The sequence below is a fragment of the Duganella sp. Dugasp78 genome (assembly GCF_059491455.1).
Window position 1 is genome coordinate 6,452,927 of sequence record NZ_CP168506.1, and the last position, 15,282, is coordinate 6,468,208.

13 protein-coding genes and 4 tRNA genes are annotated in these 15,282 nt (G+C 65.5%); 11 read left to right on the plus strand and 6 right to left on the minus strand.

The annotated features are described in order from the left end of the window. Positions 1–2 precede the first annotated feature (2 nt). The 5 genes from ACEN9O_RS28595 to ACEN9O_RS28615 all read left to right on the plus strand — a co-directional run bounded on the left by ACEN9O_RS28595 (position 3) and on the right by ACEN9O_RS28615 (position 3,712). Positions 3–710 carry a DUF72 domain-containing protein gene (locus ACEN9O_RS28595; protein ID WP_495615171.1) on the plus strand — a complete coding sequence of 236 codons (708 nt, stop codon included), beginning with the start codon at positions 3–5 and terminating at the stop codon, positions 708–710. Positions 711–796: 86 nt separating this feature from the next. Further along, entirely contained in the window at positions 797–1,168 is a 372-nt protein-coding gene (locus ACEN9O_RS28600; protein WP_495615172.1) for a GntR family transcriptional regulator, read from the plus strand. Continuing rightward, positions 1,165–2,022, plus strand: coding sequence for an ABC transporter ATP-binding protein (locus ACEN9O_RS28605; RefSeq protein ID WP_495615173.1), 858 nt, complete (start codon positions 1,165–1,167; stop codon positions 2,020–2,022). Before ACEN9O_RS28600 ends, ACEN9O_RS28605 begins: the two co-directional genes overlap by 4 nt. Then, the gene (locus ACEN9O_RS28610; protein ID WP_495615174.1) at positions 2,019–2,972 is read left to right on the plus strand and encodes a hypothetical protein; all 954 of its coding nucleotides are present in this window, start codon (positions 2,019–2,021) and stop codon (positions 2,970–2,972) included. The genes ACEN9O_RS28605 and ACEN9O_RS28610 overlap by 4 nt, the downstream gene beginning before the upstream one ends. A 2-nt stretch (positions 2,973–2,974) precedes the next feature. Further along, on the plus strand, positions 2,975–3,712 hold the full coding sequence (locus ACEN9O_RS28615) for a hypothetical protein (RefSeq protein ID WP_495615175.1): 738 nt from the start codon (positions 2,975–2,977) through the stop codon (positions 3,710–3,712). Between the two features lie 121 nt (positions 3,713–3,833). Here ACEN9O_RS28615 and ACEN9O_RS28620 read toward each other — a convergent pair whose 3' ends face one another. The 4 genes from ACEN9O_RS28620 to rnr form a co-directional block, all read right to left on the minus strand. After that, positions 3,834–4,511, minus strand: a complete 678-nt coding sequence (locus ACEN9O_RS28620) for a YceH family protein (RefSeq protein ID WP_495615176.1) — start codon at positions 4,509–4,511, stop codon at positions 3,834–3,836. A gap of 11 nt (positions 4,512–4,522) precedes the next feature. Next, on the minus strand, positions 4,523–5,269 hold the full coding sequence (gene cysE / locus ACEN9O_RS28625) for a serine O-acetyltransferase (protein WP_495615177.1): 747 nt from the start codon (positions 5,267–5,269) through the stop codon (positions 4,523–4,525). A gap of 155 nt (positions 5,270–5,424) precedes the next feature. After that, positions 5,425–6,171: a 23S rRNA (guanosine(2251)-2'-O)-methyltransferase RlmB gene (gene rlmB / locus ACEN9O_RS28630; protein WP_495615178.1), complete on the minus strand. Its 747-nt coding sequence runs from the start codon at positions 6,169–6,171 to the stop codon at positions 5,425–5,427. Beyond that, the gene (rnr, locus tag ACEN9O_RS28635) at positions 6,172–8,673 is read right to left on the minus strand and encodes a ribonuclease R (protein WP_495615179.1); all 2,502 of its coding nucleotides are present in this window, start codon (positions 8,671–8,673) and stop codon (positions 6,172–6,174) included. Positions 8,674–9,012: 339 nt separating this feature from the next. Between rnr and ACEN9O_RS28640 the strand changes: the two genes are divergently transcribed. Beyond that, a tRNA-Leu gene (locus ACEN9O_RS28640) sits at positions 9,013–9,097 on the plus strand. 65 nt (positions 9,098–9,162) lie between these two features. Here ACEN9O_RS28640 and ACEN9O_RS28645 read toward each other — a convergent pair. Then, complete coding sequence (locus tag ACEN9O_RS28645) at positions 9,163–10,767, minus strand: ATP-binding protein (RefSeq protein ID WP_495615180.1); 1,605 nt, start codon at positions 10,765–10,767, stop codon at positions 9,163–9,165. Between the two features lie 207 nt (positions 10,768–10,974). Between ACEN9O_RS28645 and ACEN9O_RS28650 the strand changes: the two genes are divergently transcribed. From ACEN9O_RS28650 to ACEN9O_RS28660, 3 genes are all read left to right on the plus strand, one after another. Continuing rightward, a tRNA-Leu gene (locus ACEN9O_RS28650) sits at positions 10,975–11,059 on the plus strand. Positions 11,060–11,199: 140 nt separating this feature from the next. After that, a tRNA-Leu gene (locus ACEN9O_RS28655) sits at positions 11,200–11,284 on the plus strand. A gap of 171 nt (positions 11,285–11,455) precedes the next feature. Beyond that, positions 11,456–11,540, plus strand: a tRNA-Leu gene (locus ACEN9O_RS28660). A 55-nt stretch (positions 11,541–11,595) separates the two neighbouring features. Here ACEN9O_RS28660 and ACEN9O_RS28665 read toward each other — a convergent pair. Continuing rightward, positions 11,596–12,444, minus strand: a complete 849-nt coding sequence (locus ACEN9O_RS28665) for an NAD(P)H-binding protein (protein WP_495615181.1) — start codon at positions 12,442–12,444, stop codon at positions 11,596–11,598. A gap of 126 nt (positions 12,445–12,570) precedes the next feature. Between ACEN9O_RS28665 and ACEN9O_RS28670 the strand changes: the two genes are divergently transcribed. Next, complete coding sequence (locus ACEN9O_RS28670) at positions 12,571–12,990, plus strand: winged helix-turn-helix transcriptional regulator (protein WP_495615182.1); 420 nt, start codon at positions 12,571–12,573, stop codon at positions 12,988–12,990. 81 nt (positions 12,991–13,071) lie between these two features. After that, entirely contained in the window at positions 13,072–15,273 is a 2,202-nt protein-coding gene (locus ACEN9O_RS28675) for an ATP-binding protein (RefSeq protein WP_495615183.1), read from the plus strand. The last annotated feature ends 9 nt before the right edge of the window (positions 15,274–15,282 follow it).

Below are 15,282 nucleotides of genomic sequence, written 5' to 3' on the forward strand. Positions count from 1 at the left end.
TTATGACCCACACGCGAATTGGCTGCGCAAGCTGGAGTATCGACCGTGCGTCGGCGCCGCAGTTCGCCTCGGAAGGCAGCCACCTGCAGCGCTACGCCAGGGTCATGAACGCGGTGGAGATCAACTCCTCGTTCTACCGGCCGCACCAGGCCTCCACCTATGCGCGCTGGGCCGCCGACGTGCCGGACGATTTCCGCTTCTCGGTCAAGCTACCGCGCAGCATCACCCACGACCACCGGCTCAAGGACATCAACGAGCTGCTGGCGCGCTTTGCGGGCGAGGCCGGCGCCCTCGGCGCCAGGCTGGGCTGCGTGCTGGTGCAACTGCCGCCCAGCCTGGCGCTGGATGCGGCGCTGGCTGGCGCGCTGTTCGAGCGCCTCGCCGCCCACTTCCCCTGCACCATCGCCTGCGAAGCCCGCCACCCCAGCTGGTTCGCCGGCGCCGCCACCGAGCTGCTGCGCGCCCACCGCGTCGCCAGGGTGATCGCCGATCCGCCCGCCGGCCAGCCCGGCCCCCACGTGCCGACCAACGACACCGTCTACGCCCGGCTGCACGGCAGCCCGCGCATGTACTACTCGTCGTACACGGACCAGTACCTGGACAGCGTGGCCGCCTATCTGGCCGGCAGGGACGGCTGGGTCATCTTCGACAACACCGCCAGCGGCGCCGCCCTGCCCAACGCCCTGGCGCTGATGAAAAAAACAATATAAACCGTGAAGGGCTTGCTTTTTCAAATTCTAGTGTTATAGTTAACTACAACACCAATCCATTAACACACATCAAGGGGACCACATGTATGTCCACGATAGGCTGGAATGACAATGCGCCGATTTATCGGCAGCTCAAGGAGAAGGTCATCGGCATGATGCTCGACGGCCTGCTCAAGCCCGGCGACGCCCTGCCCTCGGTCAGGCAGGTGGCCGCCGACTATCAACTCAATCCGATCACCGTATCTCGCGCCTACCAGGAACTGGTGGACGAAACGCTCGTAGAAAAAAGAAGGGGACTAGGTATGTACGTTACTGACGGCGCCCGCGACAAACTGCTGGCCACTGAACGCGAGCGCTTCCTGCGCGAAGAATGGCCGCTGATGCTCGAACGCATCCGCCGCCTCGGGCTGGAACTGGATACCCTGCTCAAGCCCGCCGCCCCCGGAGGTGCGTCATGAGCGCCATCATCACGGCGAGCCAGCTCAGCAAGAAATACGGCAAACAAGCCGCGCTGAACGGCGCCAGCTTCACGGTCGAGGCAGGCCGCATTGTCGGCCTGATCGGCCCCAACGGTTCCGGCAAGACCACCACCCTCAAAGCCATCCTGGGCCTGACCCAGTTCGAAGGCGAGCTGTCGGTGCTGGGCATGGATCCGCGCAGCCAGCGCGAGGCGCTGATGAACGACGTCTGCTTCATCGCCGACGTTGCCATCCTGCCGAAGTGGCTGAAGGTCAAGGACGCGATCGCCTTTGTGGAAGGCGTGCATCCGCGCTTCAACCGCAGCAAGGCGGAGAAATACCTGGCCAACACCAAGCTCAGTCCGGACATGAAGGTCAAGGCCATGTCCAAGGGCATGGTGGTGCAGCTGCACCTGGCGCTGGTGATGGCGATCGACGCCAAGCTGCTGGTGCTCGACGAACCGACCCTGGGCCTGGATATCCTGTACCGCAAGCAGTTCTACCAGAACCTGCTGGAAGACTACTTCGACGAGAACAAGACCATCCTGATCACCACCCACCAGATCGAGGAGGTCGAGCACATCCTGACCGACCTGATGTTCATCCAGGACGGCCAGATCTCGCTGGCGGCGTCGATGGACGAGGTGGGCGAGCGCTTCACCGAAGTGATGGTCGAGCCGCAGTTCGTGGCGGCCGCCAACGCGCTGCAGCCGATGAGCCAGCGCACCGTGTTCGGCAAGCCCATCATGCTGTTCGATGGCGTGCCGCGGCCGCAACTGTCGACCTTCGGGGAATTGCGCACGCCCAGCGTGGCCGACCTGTTTGTCGCGTCGATGAAAGGAACCTACGCATGAAAACGATGAAATGGCTGATCAGGCGCGAGCTGTGGGAGCACAAGGGCATGCTGTTCTGGACCCCGCTCGTCATCGCCGGGCTGGTCGCGGCATTGGCGCTGACCGGCATCTTCCTGGGACACAACGCCAGCTTCACCAACGATGGCGAGGCGGTGTCGATCAACACCGTCACCATCGAAGGTGCGGCGCGCGCGCGCATCGTCACCACGGCGTCGCAGGCTTACATATTGTCGGCGCTGCCGGTCATGATGATGCTGGGCCTGCTGGTGTTCTTCTACTGCCTGGGCGCGCTGAACGACGAGCGCCGCGACCGCAGCATCCTGTTCTGGAAATCGCTGCCGGTGTCGGACTTCAGCACCGTGCTGTCCAAGGCCGCGCTGGCCCTGGTGGTGGCGCCGCTGATCACGATGGGGATCGGCATCGTGCTGTCGCTGCTGATCCTGCTGGCGGGCTGCATCGCCATGCTGGCACACGGCACCAACCTGTTCGGCGCGCTGCTGACGACCCCGGACTTCTACCTGACGCCGCTGCGCCTGGTGGGACTGCTGCCGGTCTACATCCTGTGGGCGCTGCCGACCGTGGGCTGGCTGCTGATGGTGTCGAGCATGGCGCGCTCCAAGGTGTTCCTGTGGGCCGTGGGCACGCCGCTGGTGACGTCGCTGCTGCTGCTGTGGACCGAAAAGATGCTGCACTTCGGCTTCAACGCCGGCTGGTTTGTCACCCGCGTCGTCGACCGCATCCTGCTGGGCGTGATTCCCGGTTCGTGGATCATCTTCGACGCCGACAACGTCGGGCTGCACCATGAAGCGAACAAGCTGGCGGTGCCGGATGCCATCTTCAGCGCCTCGTGGAACACGCTGGGCGGCGTAAGCGTGTGGATAGGCGTCGCAGCCGGCGTGGCGATGCTCGCCGCCGCCGTCTGGATGCGCCGCCGCCGCGAGGAAGGTTGAGTATGGCGGGCAAACACTTCATGACCGCCGCGCTGCTGGCGGCGGCCGTGGCGGCGCTGCCGGCCACGGCAGCCGAAACGGAAGCCGGCTCGGAGCAGATGGTCGTCATCAACGGCACCCGCAGCCCGGAAATGCAGCCTTACCGCTACATGCTGTCCGGCATGGACGCCTTTGACGACCAGCACGCGCTGGCGCCGGAAGCGCAGGAGCTGCGCTTCCGCATGCAAGCCAAAAAGAAGACGCCGGCAGGCGCCATCGACAGCCTGGTGGTGCGCCTGTCCGGCAACGAGACCGACATCCCGGTGCCGCTGGCGGCGGACCACAGCTTCACGCTGCCGCGCAGCCGGCAGGCGGAGCGCGACAACGCCGACGTCGTGCTGAACCAGAAGAAAAGCTACTACGGCTGGATGCCGGAGGTGCGCAGCGCCGGCGTGCCGGCGGACATGCGGCGCCTGGGCGACATCCGGCTGGAGTGCCGGGTGCTGATCGCGATCGCCAAGAACTACATCCCCTTCCTGTTCCGCGCGACCATCAACACCCTGACGCTGACCACGGACTGGTGCTCGTTCAAGGACTTCAATATGAGCGTGCGCAGCGACCGCGCAATCGCCAGCGCCACGCTGGTGGACGGCGCGCGCAGGCTGGAGCTCAAGGTCGACGAGGATGGAAAAATGTACTCGGTGCCGCTGAACGACAAGACCTACTCGAACGATGCCCTGATCGAGTTCACTTTCGAATAAACACGGGGGTCAAGTCTGACATTCAACACGGGGGTCAAGTCTGACATTCGGACACGGCCTCTGCTGTAGCGGGTGCTACAGCAGAGGCCGTGTCCGAATGTCAGACTTGACCCCCGCCCTATTATTCGAACTGCTGGCGGAATTCAGCGAACTGCGCGGTCAGGTCTTCGACTTGCCGGCGCAGTTGCTGGACTTCCTGCTCCAGCGCGGCGACGCGGCCGCCCTGCCCTGCCACGCTGACCGAGCCGCCCATGCTGGCGGCGGTTTCTTCCCGCGCCAGCGCGTCCTCGCCACCGAGCAGCTGGCCGTAGCGCGGCTCCTTGGTGCCGGGCGCCAGCGCCAGCTTCGATACCAGCGGCGGATATTTGTCGATCAGGAATTGCAGCGCCTGCTCGACATCGCCCACCGACTTGAAGTCATGCAGGCGGCCGGTGCGGGTGCGGATTTCGCCGGCGGTCTGCAAGCCGCGCAGCATCAGGATGCTCAGCACGGCCAGCTTGTCCTGCTCCAGCGACCACTTGATGCGCATGCGGTGCTCGTACTTGGTCACGCGCGCGCCCGCCTGCGTGATGCCGTTGACGTACTTGCGCTGCATCAGCCGTTGCAGCACCTCGGCCACCGTCTCTTCCGACAGCGACATCACCGGATCGCGGCTCGACAGCTGGTTGCAGCCGTTGACCAGCGCGTTCAGCGACATCGGGTAGTTATCCGGCGTCAGCGCCTCCTTCTCGGCCAGCACGGCCAGCACGCGGATTTCAAACGGGTCCAGCACTTCAACGCCATCGGGCGACGATTCCATAAGCAGCTTCCTTATTCGACGAGCTTGTTGAGTTGGTCTGAATTCAATTTATCACATTCGGGTACGCCCTGACAGTGCAAGCCCGCCGCTTTCATGGTGGCGAGGATGCGCTCGATCTGCTCTTCCTGTTTCACGGCGTGGTTGATCAGGCCGTGCAGGGCCTTCGACAAGGGATCGTCGCCGTTCGGCGTGACGCCGTAGGCGCTGAACAGGTTGGCGGTGGCGCTGGTTGCCGAGGCCGCTTCCTTCTGCACGATGTGCGCCGGATTGCCGACCGCCGTGGCGCCCGGCGGCACCGGCTTGAGCAGCACCGCGTTGGAGCCGACCTTGGCATACTCGCCCACCGTGAAGCCACCCAGCACCTTGGCGCCCGCGCCGACGATGACGCCGCGCGCCAGGGTCGGATGGCGCTTGGTGCCGGTGTGCAGCGAGGTGCCGCCCAGGGTCACGCCCTGGTAGATGGTGCAGTCGTCGCCCACTTCGGCGGTCTCGCCGATCACCACGCCGAAGCCGTGGTCGATGAAGACGCGGCGGCCGATGGTGGCGCCCGGATGGATCTCGATGCCGGTGACGATGCGGGCCAGGTAGGAAATGAAGCGGCCCAACCATTTCATCCTGTGCGACCAGCACCAGTGCGCCCAGCGGTGCATGACGATGGCTTGCAGGCCTGGGTAGCAGGTCAGTACCTCCCAGGCGTTGCGGGCCGCGGGATCGCGTTCGATGATGCTGTTAATGTCTTGGCGCAGGTGATGGAACATGGATGGTCAGGAGTGCAACGGAAACGCTCATGGTAGCGTATTCGGTGGGGGATTGCTGGGGGAGGCTCGGGCCTCAACCCCGGTAAGGCAGGGTCAGACCCCGTACGGGGTCTGACCCTCACGGAGGAACGCCCCGGGGTCAGCCGGAAGGCTTCTCAGCCTTCCTTGGCGATACGCTGGCGGCGTGCCTCGTACAGACAGACACCGGATGCGACGGAGACGTTCAGGCTCTCAACCGAACCGAACATTGGAATGCTGACCAGCATGTCGCAGGTCTCGCGCGTCAGGCGGCGCATGCCCTCGCCTTCCGAACCCATGACCAGCGCGGTCGGGCCGGTGAAGTCGGCTTCGTACAAGCCTTTTTCGCCATCGTCGGAAGTGCCGATCAGCCAGATATCGCGGTCCTTCAGGTCGCGCAAGGTGCGCGCCAGATTGGTGACGGTGATGTAAGGCACGGTCTCGGCCGCGCCGCTGGCGACCTTGGCGGCGGTGGCGTTCAGGCCCACGGCGCGGTCCTTCGGCACGATCACCGCGTGGGCGCCGACGCCGTCGGCCACGCGCAGGCAGGCGCCCAGGTTGTGCGGATCGGTGATGCCGTCCAGGACCAGCAGCAGCGGCGGGCCTTCGATGGCGTCCAGCAGTTCGTCCAGGTTGCGCGCCAGCGCCAGCTGCGAGGCAAACGCGATCACGCCCTGGTGACGGCGGGTGCCGACGATCTTGTCCAGACGTGCCGAATCAACCGGCATCACGCGCACGCCGGCCGCCTTGGCGTTGGCGATCAGGTCCTTCATGCGGCGGTCGTCGCGGCCGATGTCGACAAAAATCTCTTCCACGGACGAGGCCTCATGACGCAAACGCGAGGTCACGGCGTGGAAACCAAAAATCATTTTATTCTTACTCATTTATCGCTTCTTTTTACTTTTTGAGACAGTCTTCGCTGCTCGGGGTGCTACCGGGGCAGCCGCCCCGGCATTAGTCTTGCGGCCGCCGCGCGCCTTGGCGGCAGGTTTCGCCGCGGCCGGCTTGGCTGCGGCAGGCTTGCCGGCGCCAGTCCTGTCGGACTGACCTTTTGCGACTGCCTTGATCGGCTGCGCCTTCGGCACGGCCGGGCCCGGCTTGATGTTGGTCTTGCGGTCCTTCGATTGCGCATCGGACTTGTCGGCGCGCGGCGGCGGCGCATCGGCCCCGGCCAGGCGCAGGTCGATCTTGCGCGCTTCCAGGTCCACGCGCACCACCTGCACGCTGACGCGGTCGGTCAGCTGGAAGGTCTTGCCGGTGCGTTCGCCGCGCAGTTCGTGGCGGGCGTCGTCGTACTGGAAGTAGTCGGCGCCGAGGTCGGTGATGTGCACCAGGCCTTCCACGAACAGCTGGTCCAGCTGCACGAAGATGCCGAAGGTGGTCACGCCGGTGATGATGCCGGTGAATTCCTCGCCCAGCTTGTCCTGCATGAAGTAGCACTTGAGCCAGGCTTCGACATCGCGCGACGCTTCGTCGGCGCGGCGTTCGTTGGCCGAGCAGTGCACGCCCAGCGCGTCCCACACGGTCAGGTCGACGGTTTTCTTTTCCTTGCCCTCGGCCTTGTCCTTGGCCTGCTGCTTGCGGGTGGCGTTCGAGACGTTGGTGTTCAGCACGCTGGTGCTGGCCACTTTCGGCTCGTACTTCTTACCCAGCAGGATGGCCTTGATGGCGCGGTGCGTCAGCAAGTCCGGATAGCGGCGGATCGGGCTGGTGAAGTGGGCATAGGCCTCATACGCCAGGCCGAAGTGGCCGATGTTGTCCGGCGAGTAGACCGCCTGCTGCATCGAGCGCAGCAGCATGGTCTGCAGCAGCGATGCGTCCGGACGCTCCTTGACCTGCTTCATCAGCGTGGCGTAGTCGCCGGCGGTCGGCTTGTCGCCGCCGTTCAGGCTCAGGCCGACCTGCTTGAGGAAGGTGCGCACCTGCTTGAGCTTTTCAGCGGTCGGGCTGGCGTGGATGCGGTAGGTGCCGGGATGCTTGTGGCGGATCAGCAGGTCGGCCGCGCAAACGTTGGCGGTCAACATGCATTCTTCGATCAGCTTGTGGGCGTCGTTGCGGGTGCGCGGGATGATCTTCTCGATCTTGCCGGACGGGTTGCAGACGATGTAGGTCTCGGTGGTCTCGAAGTCGATCGCGCCGCGCTCGGTGCGCGCCTTCAGCAGCGCGTGGTACACCTCGTACAGGTTCAGCAGGTGCGGCACGATGCCCGGACGGCGCGCCGCCTCGGGGCCCTTGGTGTTGCCGAGGATGTCGGCCACTTCGGTGTAGGTCAGGCGCGCGGCCGAGTGGATCACGGCCGGATAGAACTGGTAGGCCTTGATCTCGCCCTTGGCGGTGACGACGGCGTCGCACACCAGCGTCAAACGGTCGACCGCCGGGTTCAGCGAGCACAGGCCGTTGGACAGCTTCTCCGGCAGCATCGGAATCACGCGGCGCGGGAAGTAGACCGAGGTGCTGCGCTCGAGCGCGTCGGCGTCGAGCGCGTCGTTCGGCTTGACGTAGTGGCTGACGTCGGCAATCGCGACGATCAGGCGGTAGGCGTTGGCGCGGCCGATCTTGACCGGCTCGCAGTAGACCGCATCGTCGAAGTCGCGCGCGTCCTCGCCGTCGATGGTGACCATCGGGATGTCGCGCAGGTCGACGCGGTCGGCCAGGTCGGCGTCGCGCACCTGGTCCGGCAGCTTGTTGGCCTGCTTGAGCGCGGCGTCCGAGAACACATGCGGCACGCCGAACTTGCGCACGGCGATTTCGATTTCCATGCCGGGATCGTCCAGCGAGCCCAGCACTTCAACGATCTTGCCGACCGGCTGCTTGAAGCGCATCGGCTGTTCGGTCAGCTCGACGCTGACGATCTGGCCGGCCTTGGCCTTGCCGATCGAGCCTTCGACCAGGATGTCCTGGGCGATGCGCTGGTCTTCCGGCGCGACGACCCAGGCGCCGTTCTCGTTCAGCAGGCGGCCGATGATGTGGGTGTTGGCGCGGGTGACCACCTCGACGATGGTGCCTTCCGGGCGGCCGCGGCGATCGACGCCGACGACCTTGGCCAGCACGCGGTCGCCATGCAGCACTTTCTGCATTTCTTTTTCAGGCAGGAACAGGTCCTCGCCCGGCTCGTCCGGGATCACGAAACCGAAGCCGTCCTTGTGGCTGGCGACGCGGCCGGCGATGAAGCCGGTTTCGGTGGCCAGCGAGAAGTGGCCGGTGTCATCGGAGACGATCTGGCCGTCGCGCTGCATGGCGTTCAGGCGGCGCGACAACACGGCCTGGGCCTCGGTCGCGACCTTCAGCGACTTCGACAGTGCGCGCAGATCGAGCGGCGCCTTGGCGCTGCGGAAGATGCCGAGAATTTCCTCCCGGCTGGGAATGGTATGGGTAGATTGGTTCAAAAGTATTTCTGTAGTTATTATTGACAGTGTTCAGAGGAAATCCGGCCTGGCAAAATCGTCAGGTGCATATATATGACACGACGACAGGCGTAGTGTACTTGGAAACGCCCTGATTGACTAATTTACGGCCGTTTTTGCGAATTCCAACGAATTTTTTATGTGGAGGCGTTTGACATCCCGCAAAATTCCTCTATAATCTTGGTCTCTCGCAGCGACAATGTTGAAAAACAGCGGCAAAGCGGGAATTGCTAGACAGGGTTGATGTGCAGTAAGGAGCGAAAGCTCATCTGGCGCGAAACTCTCCCCGTCATCATAGCAGAGTTGTTGAGAAGCATCAGTGCCCACGTGGCGGAATTGGTAGACGCGCATGGTTCAGGTCCATGTGCCGCAAGGTGTGGGGGTTCGAGTCCCTCCGTGGGCACCACAAAATTCCGCAAAAAAGCCTCCATCGAGCTGAAAAGCAGATGGGGGCTTTTTTCATTGGCCGGCTCACTCCGGCGCCGTGCTCCACTCCAGCTTGAGGTGCGCGCCGATCTCGCGCAGCAGTTCCAGCTCGTCGACCGGCTTGCTGAGGAAGGCATTGGCACCCACCTGCAGCGAGCGCTCCTCCTCTTCCCGGGTCGAGCTGGCGGAAATCATCAGGACCGGCATGCTGCTGGTGCGCGGGTCGGCACGTAGGCGGCGCGTGGTTTCGATGCCATCCATGTTCGGCATCACCATGTCCAGCAGCACCAGGTCCGGCGCGCCGGACTGCGCCTGGCGCAAGCCCTCGGCGCCGTTTTCGGCCTCCAGCATGCGAAAGTCCAGCGCACCCAGCAAATCGCGCAGCAAGGCGCGGTTGGTGGCGACGTCGTCCACCACCAGGATGGTCTTGCGCGGCCCAAGGTAGCCGGTGGCGTTGTGGCCTTCACTGCCGACGGCGGCCGGCGCCGCCACCACCGGCATCGTCACATCGAACCAGAAACGGCTGCCCGCCCCCAGCCTGCTTTCCACTTTCAGCTCGCCGCCCATCAGGCGCACCAGCTGGCCGCTGATCGCCAGGCCCAGGCCGGTGCCGCCGGCGCGGCGCGACGCATCGCCCACCTGCTCGAACGGACGGAAGATGGCGTCGATATGGTCGGGCGCGATGCCGATGCCGTCGTCGTGCACCTCGAAGCGCAGCGCGGCGGCGTCGGCTGCGGCGCCCGGCCTGGCAGGCAGCTGCAGCACCCGCAGGCGCACCGTGCCGCGGTCAGTGAACTTGACGGCGTTGCCCAGCAAATTCAACAGCACCTGGCGCAGGCGGGTTTCATCGACGCTGACCGCCTCCGGCAGGCCTGCCGCCAGCTCCAGTTCGAAGTGCAGCTGCTTTTGTTCTGCGCGCACGCGCACGATGTCGGCCACCATCGACAACAGATCGGCCAGCGCCACCGGCTTGGGATGGAACTCCATCTTGCCCGCCTCCACCCGCGACAGGTCGAGCAGGTCGTTAATCAGCGCCAGCAAGTGCTGGCCGCCTTGCTGGATGGTGCCGACGCCGGTCTTCTGCGTCGGCGTCAAGCCCTTGTCGCGCTTGAGGATCTGGGTGTAGCCGAGGATGGCGTTGAGCGGCGTGCGCAACTCGTGGCTCATCGCCGCCAGGAAGGCGCTCTTGGCGCGGTTGGCCACTTCGGCGCGCTCCATGGCGATGCGCAGTTCGGCATTGGCTTGCTGGAGCTCGGCGTTGACCGCCTCCAGCTGCGCCGGACTCGGGATGCGCAACGCCACCGGCACCAGCCGCACCAGCACGACGGCCGTCACCACCGAGGCGGCGGCGGTGATCGCCTTGAGGATCACCGCCAGCCAGTAGTCCGGATGCCAGATCACCCAGATGTCGGCCACGTGGGTGCTGCCGCAGGCCAGGATGAAAACGCCGAAGGCGATGAACATCCAGTCGAACGGCAGGTCGCGGCGCTTGCGGATAAAGTACAGCAGCGTGATGGGGATGGTCAGGTAGGCCAGGGCGATCAGCGCGTCGGAGATCACACCGAGCCACAGGATCGAGGGCGTCCAGAGAAAACAGTGACCGTGCGGCATGAAGCCCTGGCTGCCAAACCAGCTGCTCATCGTATCCATCCCTACCTCCTTTGCCTCTGATGTCGGGGCCAGCATTCAGGAGCTTACGAAAGTGTGAGCTAACAAGCAAGCAGCAAATCAGACCTGTCGCCCTGTGCAATCTTTATGAAAAATCAGCATTCCGCTCTTGACGGCGGCGCGCCGCTCCCCTATGATTCTGGCCTCTGTTGCAGCATACGCGGCAGAGAGCAGCAACGTAGTAACAGTGCCCACGTGGCGGAATTGGTAGACGCGCATGGTTCAGGTCCATGTGCCGCAAGGTGTGGGGGTTCGAGTCCCTCCGTGGGCACCACAGAATTCCGCAAAAAGCCTCCATCGAGCTGAAAAGCAGATGGAGGCTTTTTTCATTCACGATGCGCACTTGACGCCGGCGCCGCCATGCGGCATGATGCTGCCTCTGTTGCAGAATACGCGGCAGAGAGCAGTAACAGTGCCCACGTGGCGGAATTGGTAGACGCGCATGGTTCAGGTCCATGTGCCGCAAGGTGTGGGGGTTCGAGTCCCTCCGTGGGCACCACAAAATTCCGCAAGAAGCCTCCATCGAGCTGAAAAGCCGATGGAGGCTTTTTTCATTGCCCCTCGCGGGAAATTATTTCATAAAAGCACCAAAACGCTATTGACGAGGTGGCAGCCCTCCTTTAAGATTCGGGCCTCTGTTGCAGAACACGCAGCAGAGAGCAGTAACAGTGCCCACGTGGCGGAATTGGTAGACGCGCATGGTTCAGGTCCATGTGCCGCAAGGTGTGGGGGTTCGAGTCCCTCCGTGGGCACCAAAAATTCCGCAAAAAAGCCTTCATCGAGCTGAAAAGCAGATGGGGGCTTTTTTCATTACAGCGCCGCTTTGACGGCCTCCGCCAGCGTGATGGTCGGCCGGCCGATCAGCCGGCCCAGCGTGCCGCTGCGATCGTCCAGCGCGCCCTTGGCGGCCTGCGCGTCCGAATCGGCGATCAGCTCGGCCAGCGGCGCCGGCAGGCCCACACTCACCAGCATCTCGCGATAGTCCTGCTGCGGCAGGTTGTGGAAAGGGATGTGCTTGCCCGACTGGCGCGACAGCTCCGCCGCCAGCTCGCCCAGCGTGAAGCCGTGATCCCCCGCCAGCTCATACACTGGCTCGACCGGCTGCGTGCTGGTCAGCACGGCGGCGGCCGCGTCCGCAAAATCGGCGCGGGCCGCCGCCGCGATCCGCCCTTCCCCGGCGCCACCGGCCAGCGCGCCATGCGCCAGCGCCGCGCCCAGGCCGCCCGTGTAGTTTTCCACGTACCAGCCGTTGCGCAGCAGGGTGTACGGCAAGCCGGAGGCGCGCACCGCCGCCTCGGTGTCGCGATGCTCGGCCGCCAGCGCCAGCGGCGACGTGTCCGCATGCAGCACGCTGGTGTAGGCCAGCAGGCCAGCCCCGGCGCGCACGGCGGCGTCGATGACGTTGCGGTGCTGCGGGCCTCGCTGCCCCAGTTCGCTCGAAGAAATCAGCAGCACCTTGCTCGCGCCCAGGAAGGCGGCGTCCAGCGTGGCTGGATCGTTGTAGTCGGCGCGCCGCACCTGCACGCCTTGCGCGGCCAGGTCGGCGGCCTTGCCGACATCGCGCACGGCGGCGACGATCTGCGCGGCAGGAACGGTTTTCAGCAGGCGGGCGATCACCAGGCGGCCCAGTTGGCCGCTTGCGCCAGTAACGATAATCATATGGTCTTCCTTTGAGTAGGCTGCCGCGGGGAGGTTTCCGCGCGGTTGAGGCTATAATAGGGTCTATACTTACTATTTGTAAGTACGTACAATTTGGTAAGTACCCATGAGCCGAGGAAGACCGATATGAAGCCAAGCAAATCCAGCCGTTCCCTGCGCAAGGCACTGGCCGGCAAGCCGGGCGACCCGCGTGCCCAGGTGCTGGCGGCGGAATGCCCGTCGCGCGCGGTGCTGGGCCATATCACCAGCCGCTGGGGCGTGCTGGTGCTGGTGGTGCTGCTGGACGGCACCCACCGCTTCAGCCAGCTGCGCCGGGAGATCGGCGGCGTCAGCGAGAAGATGCTGGCGCAGACGCTGGACGCGCTGGCCACCGACGGCCTGGTGCTGCGGGTGGCGCATCAGGTGGTGCCGCCGCACGTGGAATACAGCCTGACGCCGCTGGGGCGCCAGGCCGCCGAGCGGCTGGAAGTGCTGGTCGACTGGATCGAAGACAATTTCCCGCTGATCCGGCAGGCCCAGGATGAGGCCGCGCTGGCAGCGGCCTAAGCCAGCAGAAAGGCTTGACCCGGCCCGCCCATCCTGTGACACTGGCTGCAATCACGAACTGCGGAGCGGATACCCTCACCCATGATGCAGCCGGCACAACTCCCCAAGCAGCCCAATATCGTGTTGATCGCCACCAACACGAACTACGACCTCGCCACGCTCAGGATCATGCTGGCCCGCCACGGGCTGGAGGTCGAGCTGGTCCGGCGCGGCGACGAAGCGCTGGCGCTGGCCGCCGGCGGCCACGTCGCACTGGCCTTGCTCGACGTGGCGCTGGCCGGCAGCGCGCGGCTCGAGCTGTGCCTGCGCATGCGCGCCGCCTGCGGCGGAACGCTGCCGGTGTTCCTGCTGTCCGGCAGCCCCAGTCCCGACGAACGCGAACGGGCCCGCGAAGCCGGCGTCAGCACCTACCTGCCGCTGTCGCTGCCCACCGAGGACATCGCCGAGCGCGTGCTGCTGGAGCTGAAGGCGATCGCGCCGGCGCCGCCGGCGGCCGGCATGCCGACCATGGCAACGCTGGAGGTCAATTACCACACCATGCTGTCCGGCTCGCCGGACGCCATCCTGCTGCTGCAGCGCGGCAGCAACCGCATCCTGGACGTCAACCGCCAGACCCGCATCCTGTTCGGCACCACCGAGACCGAACTGCTGCAGACCACCCTGCCCTCGCTGTGCCCGCCGCTTCAGCCGGACGGCCGCAGCTCGGCCGAGGCCTTCGCCGGCTATGTCGACCGGGTGATGGCGGGCGGCGTGCAGGTGTTCGAGCTGACGGTGCTGCACAGCTCCGGCCGCCAGGTCGCCTGCGAGCTGCGCATGGTGCCGCTGAACACGCCCGAACACCGCCTGATGCACGTGCGCATCGTCGACATCAGCAGCCGCAAGCTGGCCGAGCAACTACGCGACGGCAAGAACCAGGTGCTGGAAATGATCGCGCGCGGCGCGCCGCTGGCCGACACGCTGGAACGCCTGACCTTGCTGATCGAATCGCAGGCGCCGCCGGTGCTGTGCACGGTGATGCTGCTGGCGCCGGACGGCGTCACGCTGCAGACCGCCGCCGGCCCCAGCATGCCGGCCGACTACCTGGCCGCCATCCAGGGCCTGGCTGCCGGCCCGGTGGCGGGCTCCTGCGGCACCGCCGTCCACCGCAAGCAAACCGTGGTGGTCAGCGACACCTTCAACGATCCGCTGTGGGCGCCGTACAAGGAGCTCGCCGTGCACTACGGCCTGCGCGCCTGCTGGGCCATGCCCATCCTGCTCGACCCCGGCACGGTGCTGGGCAGCTTTGCCATGTACTACCGCGAGCCGCGCAGCCCGACCGAGGACGACCGCCAGCTGATCAAGGCCGCCAGCCACCTGGCCGGCATCGCCATCGCCAGCACCCGGCGCGAGGCCGAACTGCTGCGCCACCGCGAACACCTGGAGGAGCTGGTGCAGGCCCGCACCGCCGAGCTGCTGCGCGCCAAGGAGGAAGCCGAGCACGTCAACGAGGAACTGACCACCGCGCTGAACAACCTCAGCCTGACGCAGGAGGAGCTGGTGCGGCGCGACAAGCTGGCGGCGCTGGGCGCGCTGGTGGCGGGCGTGGCCCACGAGCTGAACACGCCGATCAGCAACTGCCTGACCATGGCCGGCAGCATGAGCGAGCGCACGGCCGAGCTCCAGCACAACCTGGAGAGCGGGCTGCGGCGCTCGGTGCTGGTCAACTATCTGCAGCAGGCGGCCGATGCCGATGCCGTGGTGCTGCGCAACCTGAACCGCGCCGCCGCGCTGGTGTCCAGCTTCCGCAGCATCGCGGTCGACAGCGCCAGCTCGCAGCGCAGCCGCTTCGTGCTGGGCGACCTGGTGGCGCAGCTGCTGCAGTCGACCCAGCCCGCGCTCCACCAGCGCGACCTGACGCTGGTCGAACACATCGAACACTGGCTGGAGCTCGACAGCTACGCCGGCCCGCTGGCCCAGGCGCTGGAAAACCTGATCGACAACTGCGTCACACACGCCTTCAACGGCCGCACGCAGGGCACCATCACGATCCAGGCTTACCAGGCCGACAACGGTGAGATCGCCATTTCAGTCGCCGACGACGGCGAGGGCATCCCGAGCGCCAATCTGCCGCGCATCTACGATCCCTTCTTCACCACCCGGCTCGGCGCCGGCGGCTCCGGCCTGGGGCTGTACATTACGCACAACATCGTCACCGGCGTGCTGGGCGGGCGCATCGACGTCGACAGCCAGCCTGGCGCCGGCACCACCTTCACCATGCGCCTGCCGCGGGTGGCCCCGCGTTGAGCCGGACTC

Coding starts and splice junctions, on each gene's coding strand:
- ACEN9O_RS28595 (WP_495615171.1), top strand. CDS start 3: ATGACCCACACGCGAATTGGCTGCGCAAGCTGGAGTATCGACCGTGCG.
- ACEN9O_RS28600 (WP_495615172.1), top strand. CDS start 797: ATGTCCACGATAGGCTGGAATGACAATGCGCCGATTTATCGGCAGCTC.
- ACEN9O_RS28605 (WP_495615173.1), top strand. CDS start 1,165: ATGAGCGCCATCATCACGGCGAGCCAGCTCAGCAAGAAATACGGCAAA.
- ACEN9O_RS28610 (WP_495615174.1), top strand. CDS start 2,019: ATGAAAACGATGAAATGGCTGATCAGGCGCGAGCTGTGGGAGCACAAG.
- ACEN9O_RS28615 (WP_495615175.1), top strand. CDS start 2,975: ATGGCGGGCAAACACTTCATGACCGCCGCGCTGCTGGCGGCGGCCGTG.
- ACEN9O_RS28620 (WP_495615176.1), bottom strand. CDS start 4,511: ATGGAATCGTCGCCCGATGGCGTTGAAGTGCTGGACCCGTTTGAAATC.
- cysE (WP_495615177.1), bottom strand. CDS start 5,269: ATGTTCCATCACCTGCGCCAAGACATTAACAGCATCATCGAACGCGAT.
- rlmB (WP_495615178.1), bottom strand. CDS start 6,171: ATGAGTAAGAATAAAATGATTTTTGGTTTCCACGCCGTGACCTCGCGT.
- ACEN9O_RS28645 (WP_495615180.1), bottom strand. CDS start 10,767: ATGGATACGATGAGCAGCTGGTTTGGCAGCCAGGGCTTCATGCCGCAC.
- ACEN9O_RS28665 (WP_495615181.1), bottom strand. CDS start 12,444: ATGATTATCGTTACTGGCGCAAGCGGCCAACTGGGCCGCCTGGTGATC.
- ACEN9O_RS28670 (WP_495615182.1), top strand. CDS start 12,571: ATGAAGCCAAGCAAATCCAGCCGTTCCCTGCGCAAGGCACTGGCCGGC.
- ACEN9O_RS28675 (WP_495615183.1), top strand. CDS start 13,072: ATGATGCAGCCGGCACAACTCCCCAAGCAGCCCAATATCGTGTTGATC.